The organism is Pantoea cypripedii (genome assembly GCF_002095535.1).
In the GTDB taxonomy this organism is placed as follows: domain Bacteria; phylum Pseudomonadota; class Gammaproteobacteria; order Enterobacterales; family Enterobacteriaceae; genus Pantoea; species Pantoea cypripedii.
The window spans coordinates 711426-726607 of the sequence record NZ_MLJI01000002.1; the positions used below are offsets into that span (position 1 = coordinate 711426).

A 15182-nucleotide genomic window follows, 5' to 3' on the forward strand; every position below is an offset into this window, starting at 1 on the left:
TTTGATACCTGGCAGGAAAGACCTCTCTACCTACATTCAAAGAACGCACCAGGGGTATCATTATGTCTACACTCACCATTAAAGAAAAATAGGCTATGGGCTAGGTGACGGCGCATCAAACATTATCTGGCAAACCATCATGTTGTTTATGGCTTATTTTTATACCGATATATATGGTTTAAGTGCCTTTCACATGGGGATGATGTTTCTGGTGGTACGTATCGTCGATGCATTCTTCGATGTTTATGTCGGTTTTCTTGCCGACCATACCGCCACTAAACACGGACAGTTCCGGCCTTATTTACTCTGGTTCTCGTTGCCTTTTGGTATTCTTGGCGCACTGACCTTTTTTACGCCAGATATTGGCGAGACAGGCAAAGTCATTTATGCCTATGTTTCCTACACGGCTTTGTCTCTGCTTTACACCCTGGTCAATGTGCCTTATTGCGCCATGATCAATAACATTTCGAAGAACCCAGAAGAACGCGTGTCTATGCAGTCATACCGCTTCGCGTTTGCCGCACTGGGTGGCATTGTGGTTTCCATGATTGCCCTGCCACTGACCAAAGTGATTGCCGGTGGTAACCTGCAACAGGGTTACTTCTACGCCATGCTATTGATGGGCATCGCCAGTAGCATCATGTTTTACCTGTGTTTTGCGTTAACAAAAGAACGCTATATCCCGCAGATCGATACTTCGCAGAAATTCAGCGGCGTCTTTGTCGAATTACGCCAGCTTGCCGCCAATGCAAACTGGCGAAGAATATTTGTCCTTAATGTTGTGAACCTGACTGCCGGGATATTGAAAACCGGCGGAGCGATGTACTTCGTGACCTATTATCTTCATCGCCCTGATTATGTCAGTATTATATTGACGATTATTCTTGGCGCAAAATTTATCGGTTCAATGTTTACCACCACGCTTTATTCCAGACTGGACCGGGTTTTCGCTTATAAGATGGCGATGACGGTGCAGGCCGCAATTATGATTGGTTTATTTTTTGTACCTGCACAACACCTGATACTTATTTGTGCCATTATCGGCGTAATCCATTTTATTAACTCCACCGCCACCCCACTGCAATGGAGCCTGCTCAGCGACATCATCGACGATATTGAGCATAAAGCAGAGAAATCCTTTAGCGGCCTGGTGTTTTCCACCAATCTGTTTGCCATTAAGGTGGGCATTGCGATTGGTGGTGCGCTGATTGGATGGCTGCTGACCTTCGGCGGATATGTTGGCAATGCTGCCGTTCAGGCTGGTGATGCCGTGCTCTGTATTCGGCTTATTTTTACCGTAATCCCCGCACTGTTAATTTTGAGCCTCATCCTGATACTGAGAAAATACACGCTGAATAAAAATAAACCTGGTGAACCATTCACTCACTCTGTAGATACACTGACAGAAGCGGAAGGAGATGCACGATGACAGAAATAATCAATCCGATACTGCCCGGTTTTAATCCTGATCCCTCGATCATTTTTGCCAATGGCGCATATTATATTGCCACCTCAACCTTTGAGTGGTTTCCTGGCGTAGCGCTGTATAAGTCATTTGACCTGAAAAACTGGCAATTAATTTCTTTTCCCTTAAATAGGGTGAGCCAGCTAGATATGAAAGGCAATCCTGACTCGGGTGGAATCTTTGCGCCTTGCTTAAGTTATGATCAGGGGATTTTCTGGCTGGTGTACACCGACGTTAAAAATCTCACCGGCAGATTCTGGGATACCCATAATTATCTGGTCACCACCACGGATATTGAAGGGGCATGGTCAGAACCGGTTTACCTTAATAGCCGTGGTATCGATCCCTCACTTTTTCATAAAAAAGACGGCACAAAATGGCTGGTGAGTATGGAGATGAGTTACCGGGATGGTGGCAAACCCGGGTTTCCTAAATGGAACGGCATTATTCTGCAACAGTATGATGAACGAGAGCAGAAACTCGTCGGCATGTCGCATAAGATTTATGCTGGCAGCGAATTAGGCATAACCGAAGGCCCACATCTTTATGAACGCGCGGGCTGGTTTTATCTGTTAACCGCCGAGGGCGGCACGTTTTACAATCATGGTGTCACCATGGCGCGATCGCGCGAGCTGACGGGCCCCTATGAAACCGACCCGATTGGCCAGTTAATGACGTCCCGCTATGACTGCCGTTTACCCTTGCAGCGAACGGGACATGCCGACCTGGTAGCGACGCCCGCCGGTGAATGGTTTATGGTTCACCTGTGCGGCAGACCACTGCCCTCCAGGGGCAGAAGCCCGATGGGGCGTGAGACAGCTATCCAGAAAGTCTTTTGGAGCCATGATGGCTGGTTAAGGCTGGCCAATGAAAAAACCACGCCTGAACTGATTACCCATACGCAACTGGCAGAACACCCCTGGCCGCAGTTGCCACAACGTGAAGATTTTGACAGCGCGACCTTACCGTTGCAGTTGCAAAGTTTGCGCATCCCGCTTGCTGAAAACGTCTGTAGCCTGAACGCCCGCAAGGGCTGGTTGCGGCTGCACGGCAGAGAATCACTCAGTTCCCATCATTGTCAGAGTCTGGTGGCGCGGCGTCAGACCGATTTCAGTTTTGAGGCCCAGACCTGCGTGGATTTTAAACCCACCTCTTTTCAGCACATGGCCGGGCTGGTTTGTTATTACGATACCACCAACTATCTGTATCTCTTTGTCTCAACTAACGACCAGGGCAAGCGCACGGTTAATTTACTGATTAATGACCTGCACAGATTCAGCCAGCCTGCTGGTGACGGTATTGAACTTGACGGTCATAGCCCCATTCATTTGAAAGTGTGCGTTGATCATGATGCGGCTTATTTCTTCTACTCGGTTGATGAGCAGGAATGGCATAGCGTGGGAGGGTATGTGGAATACAGCAAACTCTCTGATGAATATTTTAAAGAACGCGGGCATGAGCGCTTCACCGGTGCCTTTGTCGGCATCTGCTGCCAGGATTTCACCGGTGAAAATCATCACGCTGATTTTGATTACTTTTCTTATAAGGTTGTCTGAAAGGGGGCGCTATATCTGGGGGTTGCTGTCCCGGAGTTTGTCGCGGATGAAATCGAGAAAACGCTGCGTTTTTGCCGGTAATAACCGGGTTTCGGTTAAGGCATAAACGGCAGTGGCTTCTCCGTGCCATTCGGGCAGTACCGGAACCAGCAGCCGCGCCGCCAGATCGTCTTTTATCGCCTGGGCAGGGACAAAAATGATTCCCTGATGCATCAGCGCCAGTTTTCTCATCATGCCAACATTATTCAGCGTGAACCGCCCACGACCATTGATGGTCACGCGCTGGTGATCATTGAGCAGCGTCCAGCCGGTATTTTTGAGAAAGCCAATACACTGATGTTCATTAAGATCATCAGGGTGCGTCAGTTTTTTTGCCCCTGCCAGATAGGATGGTGAGGCAAAAAGTTGTCCGTGAAACTGCATCAGCTTACGAGCTATTAAATTCGACATGGCAGGTTCGCCAATGCGAATAGCCACATCAATACCTTCAGAGATCAGGTCAGCTCGCCGTGGCGTCAAATCCATCTCAAACTGAATGCCGGGATAAAGCCCGGCAAACTCGGCAAGTAATGGCGTGAGGAATATCGCGGCAAAATCCACTGGCAGGGATACCCGGATCATCCCCTCAGGCTGTTCAAGCATGTCACCCAGCTGTTCATGAATCAGTCGTGCCTCATCTACAAGGCGCTTGCAGCGTTGATAATAAATTTGCCCGGCTTCGGTTAGCTCCACCCGGCGTGTGGTGCGGTGCAGCAGCCGCAGTCCGATGGCTTTCTCCAGTTGGCTGATGCGACGGGAAAGGGTCGAGCCGGGGATCCCTGACACCTCCGCCGCCCGGGTAAAACTCATGGCTTTCGCCACTTCAACAAATAACGCCATGTCGTTCAGCAGTTCCATCTCATTACGCCATAAATGGAAAAATAATTTCCATTTTATACTATTTATGCCGTCAATTGATTAGTGAATCATGTACTGCGCCGGGAAAACTTTCTTTCCTGAATTTTTTGCATGAGTGACACGATGATTAAAGACGCTAACTTTCCCAAAATATCCTATGGCTCCCCACACGACTTACAGGGCAAAACGGTAGTTATTGTGGGAGGGACCGGGGGGATTGGCCGCGCGCTGAGCCGCTATTTTGCGGCGAATAAAGCCAGCGTGATTGTGGTAGGGCAAACCTTTCGCGATGCCGGGATCGGCGGGATTACTTTCCTTCAGGCCGATCTGAGTCGCATGACCGAAGCCAAAAGAGTCGCTGGCCTGCTGCCTGCCCCTGCGATAGATATGCTGATCTTTACCAGCGGTATCTTCGCAGCTCCCAAACGTCAGGAAACTGCCGAGGGGCTGGAGCGGGATATGGCGGTGAGTTATCTCAGCCGTCAGGTTATGCTGCGCGAGCTTGCAACACAGCTTGGTTCTGCAAATACCACCAAAACCCGTGTTTTTGTGATGGGATATCCCGGCTCCGGTAAACCCGGCACGCTCGGTGACTTAAACGCGGAAACAAACTACCGCCCGATGGAAGTGCATATGAATACCGTGGCAGGGAATGAAATGATGGTGCTGGATGGCGCACAACGATATCCCAATCTCAGTATCTTTGGCCTGAATCCCGGTTTTGTGAAAACCAATATCCGCGCCAATTTTCTCGGGGGAAATAAGCTGTTTTTCAACGCTCTGGAGACAGTTATTGGCTGGCTCACCCCGACAGCTGAACAATATGCCCGATCGATCACCCCGTTGTTGCTTTCACCCCAGTTAGATCTCCACAACGGTACGCTATTTGATCGTAAAGGCCGGGCCATTCATCCCTCGAAAGGGATTAGCGACCCACAACATATGCAGGCATTTATCCAACAGTCTTCCTCATTGATAGGCCGCGTACTGGATTAATTCCCTCTCGCCAACTATTCCCCCTGATCTTTGGCATAGAGATAGACCGATGCCCGTGAGACGCCAATATGCTGCGCGATCGTCTCCATCGACCGTTTGATATCGAGGAAACCGTTGTCGCGCAGATCATTAATCAGTTCTTTGCGTTCCGCGGTCTTGAGTGCACGCGGCGTGGTCGCCAGTTTCGCGGCAAATTGATCAATGCGTCGGCGAATTGATTCTGTTCCGGTAGGCTCCAGGGTTTCGCTGATGCTGTCGGTGGTGATTTTGGTGAACTGATCAAAGGCACTTTGCATGCCGCGGAACAATGTCATATCCACGTTCAGGCATAACGCCGCAACAAACTCGCCTTTCGCATTACGGATACCCACTGATGTGCTTTTCACCGGGCGTCCATCCGCGAAGTGGTTGGCGTAATTGGCAATCACATCAGGAAAATCAGGCGAGGCGATGCGGGCCAGCCCCAGCTCGGTTGCTGGTTCACCGCATTCACGCCCGGACAAATTATTGTGAATGGACAATATGGCATGCTCCGGGTTGGTCAGGTCATGCACCACCACTTCACAAAAGGGGGCAAATGTCGCACTCAATCCCTCAGCAATCGCGTCAAGTTGAGAAAGTAAGAGGTGTTCCTGCTGCTTCGCCATGCGTTCTCCGGCTGCCATCGGCTATTTTTCGATAAAATATTCATAGTAAGATTTTTTGTCAAATATCACCCCCCGCTTGCAGTGTTTTAACGCTTGTCAGAGGCGCCATTTATCGCTATACCTTTAGATTCATTGTCTAAAACTATACTTTTTGTAACCCGTTACTGGTGCAAAATTCTCACACAGGTAAAAAGTATGACTGCATTGATGCTCCCCACCTTTGCCGATGTTCAGGCCGCCGCAGAACGCATTACACCCTATATCAACCGCACCCCGGTGATGACCTCCCGCAGCGCAGATGCGCTGACAGGCGCGCAGATCTTCTTTAAATGTGAAAACTTTCAGCGTATGGGCGCATTTAAATTCAGAGGTGCATTGAATGCGCTGTTGCAGTTCAGCGATGAACAGAAAGCCGCGGGTGTCGTTGCTTTTTCGTCGGGAAACCACGCGCAGGGCATCGCCCTGGCGGCGAAAATCCTCGGCATTCCCGCCACCATTGTCATGCCAGAGGATGCACCAGCGGCAAAAATCGCGGCCACTCGCGGCTATGGCGGCAAGGTTGTGACATACAACCGTTATACCGAAGATCGTGAGCAGATTGGTCGGGAGCTGGCAGAACGGCACGGATTGACCCTGATCCCGCCCTACGACCACGCGGACATCATCACCGGCCAGGGCACCGCAGCCAAAGAGTTGTTTGAAGAAGTGGGTGAACTCGATGTCCTTTTTACGCCACTTGGTGGTGGTGGCCTGCTCTCCGGCTCAGCGCTCGCCGCTGCGGCACTTTCTCCAGGGTGTCGGGTCTTCGGCGTTGAACCGGCGGCGGGTAATGATGGTCAACAATCGTTCCGTAAAGGCGAAATCGTGCATATCGATACGCCAAAAACCATCGCTGATGGCGCGCAGACGCAGCATCTCGGCAATCTGACCTTTCCGCTGATTCGTAAATTGGTCACGGACATTTATACCGCGCAGGATGAACAGCTGATCAGCGCGATGACCTTCTTTGCGGAAAGAATGAAGATGATTGTCGAACCCACCGGCTGTCTGGGTTTTGCCGCTGCGCTGGCACACGCAGAGGAACTTAAAGGCAAACGGATTGGCATCATTATCAGTGGCGGAAACGTGGATATCGCGAAGTTCGCCGCGCTGGTCGCGGCCTAATCTTACCGTACGCGCCAGACGCCCTCTGCGGCTGGCGCGCCGATGTTATGGCAGATTGAGAAAATCTTTTAAGGTCAGTTTAAAGCCAACGGAAATTTTTTCGATAGTTGCCAGCGTCGGGCTGGATTCCCCTCTTTCAATCTGTCCCAGCATCGATTTACTGACGCCAGTCATTCTTTCCGCCTCACTCAGACTCCAGCCATATGCTTTTCTCAGTTGCCGCAGTCGTTCAGCGATAATTCTGTCAATGGCTGCCATTTTCACCTTCAGAGGATTACGGAAATGGATGAGTATCTTAATTGATTTTTTTATATTCCAATGACAGGATGCAAACAAGGAAATCATGCGTCCTCAAAAAAATATAAGAGTACAGTATGATTAAAATAAGAAAATCATATTATACAGGTGAGTAATCATGGAGAAGAAAAAAAGCACCGACGCACCGGGGAATGATAAAACGCTGGATCGCTTTGATATGGCGATTTTGCGTATTTTACAGCGCGATGGTTCAGTCTCCAATGTCGCCCTCGCAGATAAAATCAACCTGAGTCCTCCCGCCTGTTTACGCCGGGTTGAGCGCTTAAAAAAACTCGGTTTTATAAAGAACTATGTGGCCTTACTCGACCCATCCACCCTTAATGCCGGACTGGTGGTGATGATCGGCGTGGTACTGGATCGTTCAACGCCGGAATCATTTAAAGACTTCGAAGGCGCGGTCAGTAAAATAAGAGGCTGCATGGAGTGCCATATGGTCAGCGGCGAATTTGATTATATTATGTTAATTCGCACCGCTGATAATCAAAGTTTTAATAAACTCCATGCTGAGCAGCTGTTATTTCTTCCTGGCGTACGTCAGATTCGTTCTTTTATTGGACTGCGCGAAGTATTTTCCACCACACAAATACCTTTATGATTCTGCCTTGTCTTTTTCCGGGTCATAATCGCGATCCCCAGCGCAATAAGCAACGAACCTGCCAGTAACGATAGCGGCAGATCCTCATGCAGGGTGATGACAGAAACGATCAGCCCGGTGATCGGCACAAACAACATCATCGATGAAAGCGTGACACTGGACAGCCATGCACTGGCCGCATTGACAGCGCAGAAGCAAAAGGCCGTGGCCACCGGGCCGACAAACAACGTGATGGCCAGCAACGTACCGGAGTTATCGCCACTCCATCCCCCTTCAAACACCCATGTCAGCGGCAACAGCAGCAGCGAGGCAAGCAGCATCTGCCAGGGTGCCAGCTCAAAAGCGTTGAGGCGCGACCGATTACGACGTAAATGCAAAATACAAATCGCCCAGCACAATGAAGCCAGTAATAATAATCCATTGGCGACCAGTTGAGTCATATCATGCCAGTCGGTTGCCAGCGGATTAAATAACACCAGAATGCCGATAAAACCGGTAAAGGCACCGGATAACTGGAGCGTTGTTAATTTTTCCCGAAAGAAAATAACCGACGCTGGTACCACCCATAATGGCGTCGTATAGGCCAGCACCGCCGATTTTCCTGCCGGAAGATAACTCATCGCAATACAACCCAGCGCGGTAAATGCCATCATCTGCAATACCCCCACGCTGATGATAATCGGAAACTCATTGCGGCCGGGGATACGTATTTTTCCGGTGGAATATTGCAATAAAAATAGCACCAGCGCGCTACTGGAAAAACGTAATGTAGAAAACCACAGCGGCGTGATATGTGAAAGACCGGCTTTCATCACTGGCCAGTTACATCCCCATAAAATGATAGCCACCACCAGCAAAATGATGCCTTTGGTTTTGTTTGCATTGTCAGTCATAAATTAATTCGGATGAGGAAAAGGGTTAGCAGATAAATAGCATTATCAAGCCCGCCAATTCAATTTTAGCGATGGCAGGAAAGCACGGTTTTGCCCCCCATCACGCCACACAAGCGCAGAAATCGTAACCATATGAATTTATTGAACTTAAATTCAATAGTCATGCAAAAAACCTGTTTCATCAGCTGTCGTCACACAATTTTATTTCTTCCATACAGGTAAAAACGAAACTTTAGTCAGTGAGATGGCCAATCCATTAAAATTAATTAGAAAAAATCAGGTTAAAACGAAATGTGAAAAACCCATTCGCCAGGTTATTGTTATTCCGTCACCACGATTAACAGCGCTGAAAAATTAATGGCGTGCCAATTTATTTCCCGGAGATAAACAATGAATCTTGAAAAGTTCCCCCGCTATCCTCTGACATTTGGTCCGTCGCCGATTACACCGATGAAACGTTTGAGTGCTGAACTGGGCGGGAAAGTGGAAATTTATGCTAAGCGCGAGGACTGCAACAGCGGACTGGCATTTGGCGGCAACAAAACGCGCAAAATGGAGTACCTGATCCCCGAAGCGCTGGCTCAGGGCTGTGACACCCTGGTATCGATTGGTGGCGTTCAGTCTAACCAGACCCGTCAGGTTGCCGCCGTGGCCGCACACCTCGGTATGAAATGTGTGCTGGTGCAGGAAAACTGGGTTAACTACTCCGATGCCGTCTATGACCGCGTAGGTAACATTGAGCTTTCCCGCATCATGGGTGCGGATGTGCGTCTCGATTCTGCGGGTTTTGATATCGGTATCCGCGAAAGCTGGAAACAGGCGATGGAAGAAGCCGCAGAAAACGGCGGCAAACCGTTCCCGATTCCGGCGGGCTGCTCGGAACATCCGTACGGTGGCCTCGGTTTTGTTGGTTTTGCCGAAGAAGTGCGCCAGCAGGAAAAAGAACTGGGCTTCAAATTTGATTACATCGTGGTGTGCTCAGTCACCGGCAGTACCCAGGCAGGCATGGTGGTGGGCTTTGCGGCTGATGGACGTGCACGTAACGTTATCGGTATCGATGCCTCGGCAAAACCGGCACAAACCAAAGCGCAGATCCTGCGTATTGCGCAGAACACCGCCAACCTGGTGGAGCTGGGACGCGAAATCACTGAAGAAGACGTGGTGCTGGATACCCGCTATGGCGGCCCGGAATACGGCTTACCCAGCGAAGGCACGCTGGAAGCGATTCGTCTGTGCGCCCGTACCGAAGGGGTACTGACCGATCCGGTTTATGAAGGCAAATCCATGCAGGGCATGATTGATATGGTGCGTAACGGCGAATTCCCGGAAGGCTCCAAAGTGCTGTATGCCCATCTCGGTGGTGCGCCAGCCCTCAGCGCCTATAGCTATATTTTCCGCAATGGCTGATTGATCGTCAGATAGCAGGAAAACGTTGCCCGGCCTTCCCTGCCGGGCAACGTTGTTTAACGGAACTGCAATGCGAAATCGTCACGACATTGCTGGTCAAGCTGGTGCAGTTCCTGACGCAGAAAGACAAAAAAGGTATCCAGTATCGCCGTTCGTGGCATACCCATTTCGGTCTGAAGTTGCAGGCTGCGCTGACTGAGCTGGTCGCGGTTGATGGATTTTATGATCAGGCCATCTTTACGCGCGCTATACATGATGGAGTAATGGCTGCTGACGCTGATCGCCTGCGGGGTTTTGCAGACAAACTCATACAAGGTTGAGAAATGGTTACTGGTGAATATCGGGTCGATAAACACGTTATTCATGCGACAGGAGAGATCAAACAGCTGTCGAATGGTAGCCGACTGATCCGGCAGCACCACCGGCCAATCGTTGAGATCGGCCAGCTGAATATCGCGTGCTGCCAGCGGATGGTCAGCCTTCATAAACACCAGCACCGGCGAGGGAAATGAAGCCAGCACCTCAACCCCGGTCTCGGGCGAAAGACTGAATTTTATCCCCAAATCACACTCACCGTTACGAATCAAATCCGGTACCTGGCGGGCGGTGCCTACCGTCAGCACAAAACTGACGCGCGGATGCAGCAGACGAAACTTAGCCATCAGATTCGGCAACAGATTAAACGCCAGCCCGTCGGTGCAAACCACCCGAATGGTGGTTTGATCAGCGGCTTTGATCCCCTTCAGCTCGGCCATTGCCAGTTCCATATCCGCCATACTGCGGCGCACATGATTTGCCAGAATATGACCGGCATCGTTGAGCTGCATCCCGCGCGGGCTGCGTTCGAACAGCGTCATGCCCAGACGCGATTCCAGCCGCTGAATATGGCGGCTGATGGCAGAGATGGCGACAAACAGTTGCTGGCTGGCGGCGCTGATCGAACCGGTGGTCGCCACCGCCATAAAGTAACGAATTTCGTTGTTATGCACTGCGGGCCTCCGTTTTATCAGCCACCACGGGTTTGCATCACCTCCCGCCCTTCTTCAGCCAGATCCCAGAACAGGCCGGTCATCAGTTGCAGTGCTTCGCAACTGAGGTCAGCGAGCAGATGTTCATCGGGGGCGTGTTGAGAACAAGCAGGATAGGAATGCGGTAGCCACAATGTCGGCACATTAAAGGTTTCTAGGAAGCATGCGTTGGGTAAGCCACCACCGAAGTTAGGCAGTACCGCTGCCTTTTTCCCCAGCGAACGCTGGATGGAGGCAACGCTCCAGCTTACCCAGGCATCATCGGGATCAATGCGCGTGGCCTTAAAGCAGTTAACCGGGTCGACAATTGCCACGTCACTGAATCCATGCTGATCGAGATGACGGCGGATATGGCTGGCAAAGTTATCGACATCGCTACCTGGCACGTAGCGCATATGGCAGTGCGCTACGGCCGCCGGGGGAATGGCATGCGCCGGTTTATCCGGCGTGCCGCTGGTTAACGCCAGCGTCTCCAGCGTATTCCAGCCATAGAGTTTTTCTGCCGCACTCAGCCCCGGCTCGCCCCACTCCGGCGCGATTTGCGGATCTCCCGGTGCGTTGCCCAGTTCCAGGTCACTGAGATGATGACGAATAGTGGCTGACAGCGGCGGCGGCAGCAGTTCCGGCAACAAAATACGTCCGTTGGCATCCACCAGACAGCCAATCGCATGCGCCAGCCGGATGCCGGGATTGCTGAGGAGTCCGCCCCAATTCCCCGAGTGATGCGCGCCGTCACGCAATTTGATCACCAGCGAGAAGTTGAACACGCCACGTGAGCCGAGGAACAGGGTTGGACGCTGCGCCGTAACGCGTGGACCATCCGAGGCAATAAATAAATCTGCCGCCAGCCAGTCGCGGTACTGCTGGCAAACCTGATCCAGCCCCGGAGACCCGGCTTCCTCACCCATCTCCAGAATCAATTTAACGTTATAACCCAGCCGCCCGTTACGCGCTTTCAGCACCAGCGCCAGCGCGGCCAGGTTGATGCTGTGCTGGCCTTTGTTATCGGCGGTGCCACGGCCATACCAGCGGTTGCCCTCAGCGTGCAGCTCCCAGGGCGACAGACCGCTGCGCCAGTTGTCTTCATCGCCAGGTACCACATCCCCGTGGCCATAACTGAGCAGGGTAAAGTCCGCATCGTCTTCCAGTCGACGAGCCAGCAGAAACGGCCCTTTTCCGGCCTCGGGATTTGCCACTATCAGGCAGCTGAACCCCATTCCTGCAAGATAAGGGATCATTTCTTCTTCCAGATACGCCATCAGCGTAGCCGCCTGCTGTGGATTTTGGCTTTCGGTACGGTACGCGATGCGACGATTTAGCGTTTCACGAAACTCGCCGGAGTGGAAATAGTCCAGCGCAGCTTGCAGGGCGCTTTCACGAGTCATGTTTTGCTCCTTTCAATCATTGTCGGACTGCCCTGTTCAGTTGAGGGTAATTTCCGGGATGCCCAGCCCAGGTTCAGGCGTCATTACCGAGGCCAGCAACGCCCGGGTATACGGATGTTGTGGCCGGCTGAAAATCTGTTCGCGTGTGCCCTGCTCAACGATTTTGCCTTTACGCATCACCGCCACATGGTCAACAAGATGCTCAACCACCGACAGGTTGTGGCTGATAAACAAATAGGTCAGCGAAAACTCCTGCTTCAGCGCCAGCAACAGATTGAGAATCTGCGCCTGTACCGAAACATCCAGCGCTGACGTTGGCTCATCACAAATCAAAATCTCCGGGCGCAGGATCAGCGCCCTGGCTATCGCCACACGCTGACGCTGCCCACCGGAAAGCTGGCCCGGATACTGACTGTGGGTGCGCGACGGCATGCCCACCATATCCAGCATCTCACGCACCTGTTTTTTGCGTTCCGCCGGGGTGCCAATGTTATGCAACCGCAATGCCACTTCCACCACATCGGAAACCGTGCGCCTTGGATTGAGTGAAGAGAAAGGATCCTGAAAAATCGGCTGGATGCGGGCGCTCATTTTACGGCGATCCACCGCATCAACCTCGCGCCCTTCAATCAGCACGTTGCCTGATGTGGGGGGCAGTAACCCCAGCAACATTTTCGCCAGCGTGCTTTTTCCACAACCCGATTCGCCCACCAGCCCCATGGTTTCACCACGCCGGATGCGCAGTGAAATATTATCCACAGCGAGGATCTCCGCCGGGGGCTTGAATAAGCCGCGATTAAGGCGAAAGCTGCGACTCAGCGCGCACAGTTCAAGGGCGATATCTTCATTACCGGCAATATGCGGCAGCACCGGGAACGCGGTGTTTATTTCTGTCATACCCCCTCCCCGACAGCGATGGGGCGCACACAGCGCACCCGATGTTGTGCGTTGACTGACTGATAAGGCGGCGTTTCGCTACAGCCTTCCTGACACTGATTGCAACGGTTGCGGAAAGCACAGCCGTGCTGCGGTCCGGTCAGATTGGGCACCACGCCGGGGATGGTTTGTAATGGCTGGCCCGGTAAGGTGCGACCGGATACCGGAATACATCCCAGCAAGCCACGCGTGTAGGGATGCTGGGGTTGATGAAACAGATCATTGACCGGTGCCGTCTCGACGATCTGACCGGCATACATCACCGCCACACGATCGGCAATGCGGGCCACCACGCCTAAATCGTGGGTGATAAAGATCACCGCCATTCCCATTTCCTGTTGCAGCTCGCGCAGCAGACGCAGGATTTGCGCCTGGATGGTGACATCCAGCGCAGTGGTGGGTTCATCGGCAATAATTAAATCCGGACCACACATCAGCGACATGGCAATCATGATGCGCTGACGCAGCCCGCCGGAAAGCTGATGGGGATACTGTTTCAGGCGATCCGCCGCCATCGGAATCCCGACGCGCTCCATCAGGTAAACCGCCCGGTCACGCGCTTCGGCACGGGAAACCTTGCGATGCGCCAGCAGGGTTTCGCATAACTGCTCGCCGAGGGTATATGAGGGATTGAGCGAGGTCATCGGCTCCTGAAAAATCATCGACATTTCATTACCGCGCAGCGTGGCGCGTTCGCGTCGCCCGAGAGACAGCAGGTTGGTGTCTTTGAAGCGCATACTGTCGGCCTGACGCTGGGCATTGCGTGGCAGCAGATCCATCAATGCCAGCGAGGTCATTGATTTACCGCAACCGGATTCACCCACCAGGCAAAGCATTTCCCCGCGCTGCACACTGAAATCAATGCCGCGTACCGCATGCAGGGTGCCGCGCGGTGTCTTGAGATTCACCTGCAAGTTTTTGACTTCCAGCAGGGGTGTGTCGGTAGTGATGTGACTCATGGCCTGACCTCCTTAATTACGCCCATCTAACGCCGTGATATCGCGCAGACCATCACCGACCAGATTGATGCTAAGCACCAGCAATGCCAGCACCACGCCGGGGATCAAAATCACCCAGGGTTGGAAGAACATATAGGCTTTACCTTCCGCCACCATCAGGCCCCATGAAGGCATCGGCGGCTGCACACCCAGGCCGAGGAAGGAGAGCGTGGCTTCCAGCAGGATGGCGTGAGCAATCTCCAGCGTCACCACCACGGTGAGTGGCCCGAGCAGATTCGGCAGAATTTCGCGCAGCATAATAAACCACGAGGAAGCGCCCAGCGTTTGGGCTGCCGCAATGAATTCTGCCTCTCGCAGTTGCCGCGTGACCGAACGTGAAACGATAAGAAAGCGATCCCAGAGCAGCAGGCCGAGCAGGACAATCACCACTTTTACCGACCCGCCAATCAGCGAGGCCAGCGCCAGCGCCACCAGGATCACCGGCATCGCCAGCCGTACCGTGAGAATGTAACTGACCAGCGCATCCACCCGGCCACCGAAGTAACCCGCCAGAATGCCGAGGGTGATACCGATAAAGCCGGATAACATCACCGACACCAGCCCGATGGTCAGCGACACGCGCGCGCCATACAGCAGGCGGCTGAAGTAATCGCGTCCGAGTTTGTCGGTGCCCAGCAGGTGATCCCAGTGACCTTTTTCAAACCACACCGGCGGTATCAGCCGGTTGCTGACGTCCTGGGCATAGGGGTCATGTGGGCTGATCAGCGGTGCCAGAATCGCCAGCACCACGATAACGCCGAGGATAACCACGCCCAGCGTCATACTGTGATGACCGAGCAGCCGCCGGAACACACGCTGCCAGGGAGACGGTTCGGGCAACAGACCGGATTCCGGACTCATGCTGTTTTTCATTGTTCCTGCCATTGATGTTTTCAT

General features: G+C 52.5%; 15 protein-coding genes. 6 read left to right on the plus strand and 9 right to left on the minus strand.

Going from position 1 to position 15182, the window contains the following annotated elements:
- Nucleotides 1–139 precede the first annotated feature (139 nt).
- Both HA50_RS24530 and HA50_RS24535 read left to right on the plus strand, forming a co-directional pair.
- A complete protein-coding gene (locus tag HA50_RS24530) occupies nt 140–1429 on the plus strand; it encodes a glycoside-pentoside-hexuronide (GPH):cation symporter (protein WP_244193669.1) in 1290 nt (429 codons plus the stop codon).
- On the plus strand, nt 1426–3021 hold the full coding sequence (locus HA50_RS24535) for a glycoside hydrolase family 43 protein (RefSeq protein ID WP_084879410.1): 1596 nt from the start codon (nt 1426–1428) through the stop codon (nt 3019–3021). Before HA50_RS24530 ends, HA50_RS24535 begins: the two co-directional genes overlap by 4 nt.
- Nucleotides 3022–3030: 9 nt before the next feature.
- Here the strand turns inward: HA50_RS24535 and HA50_RS24540 are convergent, their stop codons facing one another.
- Nucleotides 3031–3918, minus strand: a complete 888-nt coding sequence (locus HA50_RS24540; protein WP_084879411.1) for a LysR family transcriptional regulator — start codon at nt 3916–3918, stop codon at nt 3031–3033.
- A gap of 111 nt (nt 3919–4029) precedes the next feature.
- On the opposite strand from HA50_RS24540, the gene HA50_RS24545 reads away from it, so the two are divergent.
- Complete coding sequence (locus HA50_RS24545; RefSeq protein ID WP_208617339.1) at nt 4030–4914, plus strand: SDR family NAD(P)-dependent oxidoreductase; 885 nt, start codon at nt 4030–4032, stop codon at nt 4912–4914.
- 14 nt (nt 4915–4928) lie between these two features.
- Here HA50_RS24545 and HA50_RS24550 read toward each other — a convergent pair whose 3' ends face one another.
- Nucleotides 4929–5561 (minus strand): helix-turn-helix transcriptional regulator, encoded by a 633-nt coding sequence (locus HA50_RS24550; RefSeq protein ID WP_084879413.1) that lies wholly within the window; start codon nt 5559–5561, stop codon nt 4929–4931.
- Between the two features lie 195 nt (nt 5562–5756).
- Here HA50_RS24550 and HA50_RS24555 point away from each other — a divergent pair, with 195 nt between their 5' ends.
- Entirely contained in the window at nt 5757–6725 is a 969-nt protein-coding gene (locus HA50_RS24555) for a threo-3-hydroxy-L-aspartate ammonia-lyase (protein WP_084879414.1), read from the plus strand.
- A gap of 45 nt (nt 6726–6770) precedes the next feature.
- Here HA50_RS24555 and HA50_RS24560 read toward each other — a convergent pair whose 3' ends face one another.
- Nucleotides 6771–6983: a helix-turn-helix domain-containing protein gene (locus HA50_RS24560; protein WP_084879415.1), complete on the minus strand. Its 213-nt coding sequence runs from the start codon at nt 6981–6983 to the stop codon at nt 6771–6773.
- Between the two features lie 157 nt (nt 6984–7140).
- On the opposite strand from HA50_RS24560, the gene HA50_RS24565 reads away from it, so the two are divergent.
- Complete coding sequence (locus HA50_RS24565) at nt 7141–7638, plus strand: Lrp/AsnC family transcriptional regulator (RefSeq protein ID WP_084879416.1); 498 nt, start codon at nt 7141–7143, stop codon at nt 7636–7638.
- Here HA50_RS24565 and HA50_RS24570 read toward each other — a convergent pair.
- Nucleotides 7578–8531 (minus strand): DMT family transporter, encoded by a 954-nt coding sequence (locus HA50_RS24570; protein WP_084879417.1) that lies wholly within the window; start codon nt 8529–8531, stop codon nt 7578–7580. The two genes, HA50_RS24565 and HA50_RS24570, sit on opposite strands and share 61 nt — an antisense overlap.
- Before the next feature lie 390 nt (nt 8532–8921).
- On the opposite strand from HA50_RS24570, the gene HA50_RS24575 reads away from it, so the two are divergent.
- On the plus strand, nt 8922–9938 hold the full coding sequence (locus tag HA50_RS24575) for a 1-aminocyclopropane-1-carboxylate deaminase (RefSeq protein ID WP_084879418.1): 1017 nt from the start codon (nt 8922–8924) through the stop codon (nt 9936–9938).
- Between the two features lie 56 nt (nt 9939–9994).
- Here HA50_RS24575 and HA50_RS24580 read toward each other — a convergent pair whose 3' ends face one another.
- Genes HA50_RS24580 through HA50_RS24600 form a run of 5 tightly spaced genes read right to left on the minus strand, consistent with a single transcriptional unit; the run spans nt 9995 to nt 15182 of the window.
- Nucleotides 9995–10927 (minus strand): LysR family transcriptional regulator, encoded by a 933-nt coding sequence (locus HA50_RS24580; protein WP_084879419.1) that lies wholly within the window; start codon nt 10925–10927, stop codon nt 9995–9997.
- A gap of 17 nt (nt 10928–10944) precedes the next feature.
- Nucleotides 10945–12351: a M20 family metallopeptidase gene (locus HA50_RS24585; protein ID WP_084879420.1), complete on the minus strand. Its 1407-nt coding sequence runs from the start codon at nt 12349–12351 to the stop codon at nt 10945–10947.
- 36 nt (nt 12352–12387) lie between these two features.
- Nucleotides 12388–13248, minus strand: a complete 861-nt coding sequence (locus tag HA50_RS24590; protein ID WP_084879421.1) for an ATP-binding cassette domain-containing protein — start codon at nt 13246–13248, stop codon at nt 12388–12390.
- A complete protein-coding gene (locus tag HA50_RS24595) occupies nt 13245–14246 on the minus strand; it encodes an ABC transporter ATP-binding protein (RefSeq protein ID WP_084879422.1) in 1002 nt (333 codons plus the stop codon). The genes HA50_RS24590 and HA50_RS24595 overlap by 4 nt, the downstream gene beginning before the upstream one ends.
- Nucleotides 14247–14258: 12 nt before the next feature.
- Nucleotides 14259–15182 carry an ABC transporter permease gene (locus HA50_RS24600; protein WP_084879423.1) on the minus strand — a complete coding sequence of 308 codons (924 nt, stop codon included), beginning with the start codon at nt 15180–15182 and terminating at the stop codon, nt 14259–14261.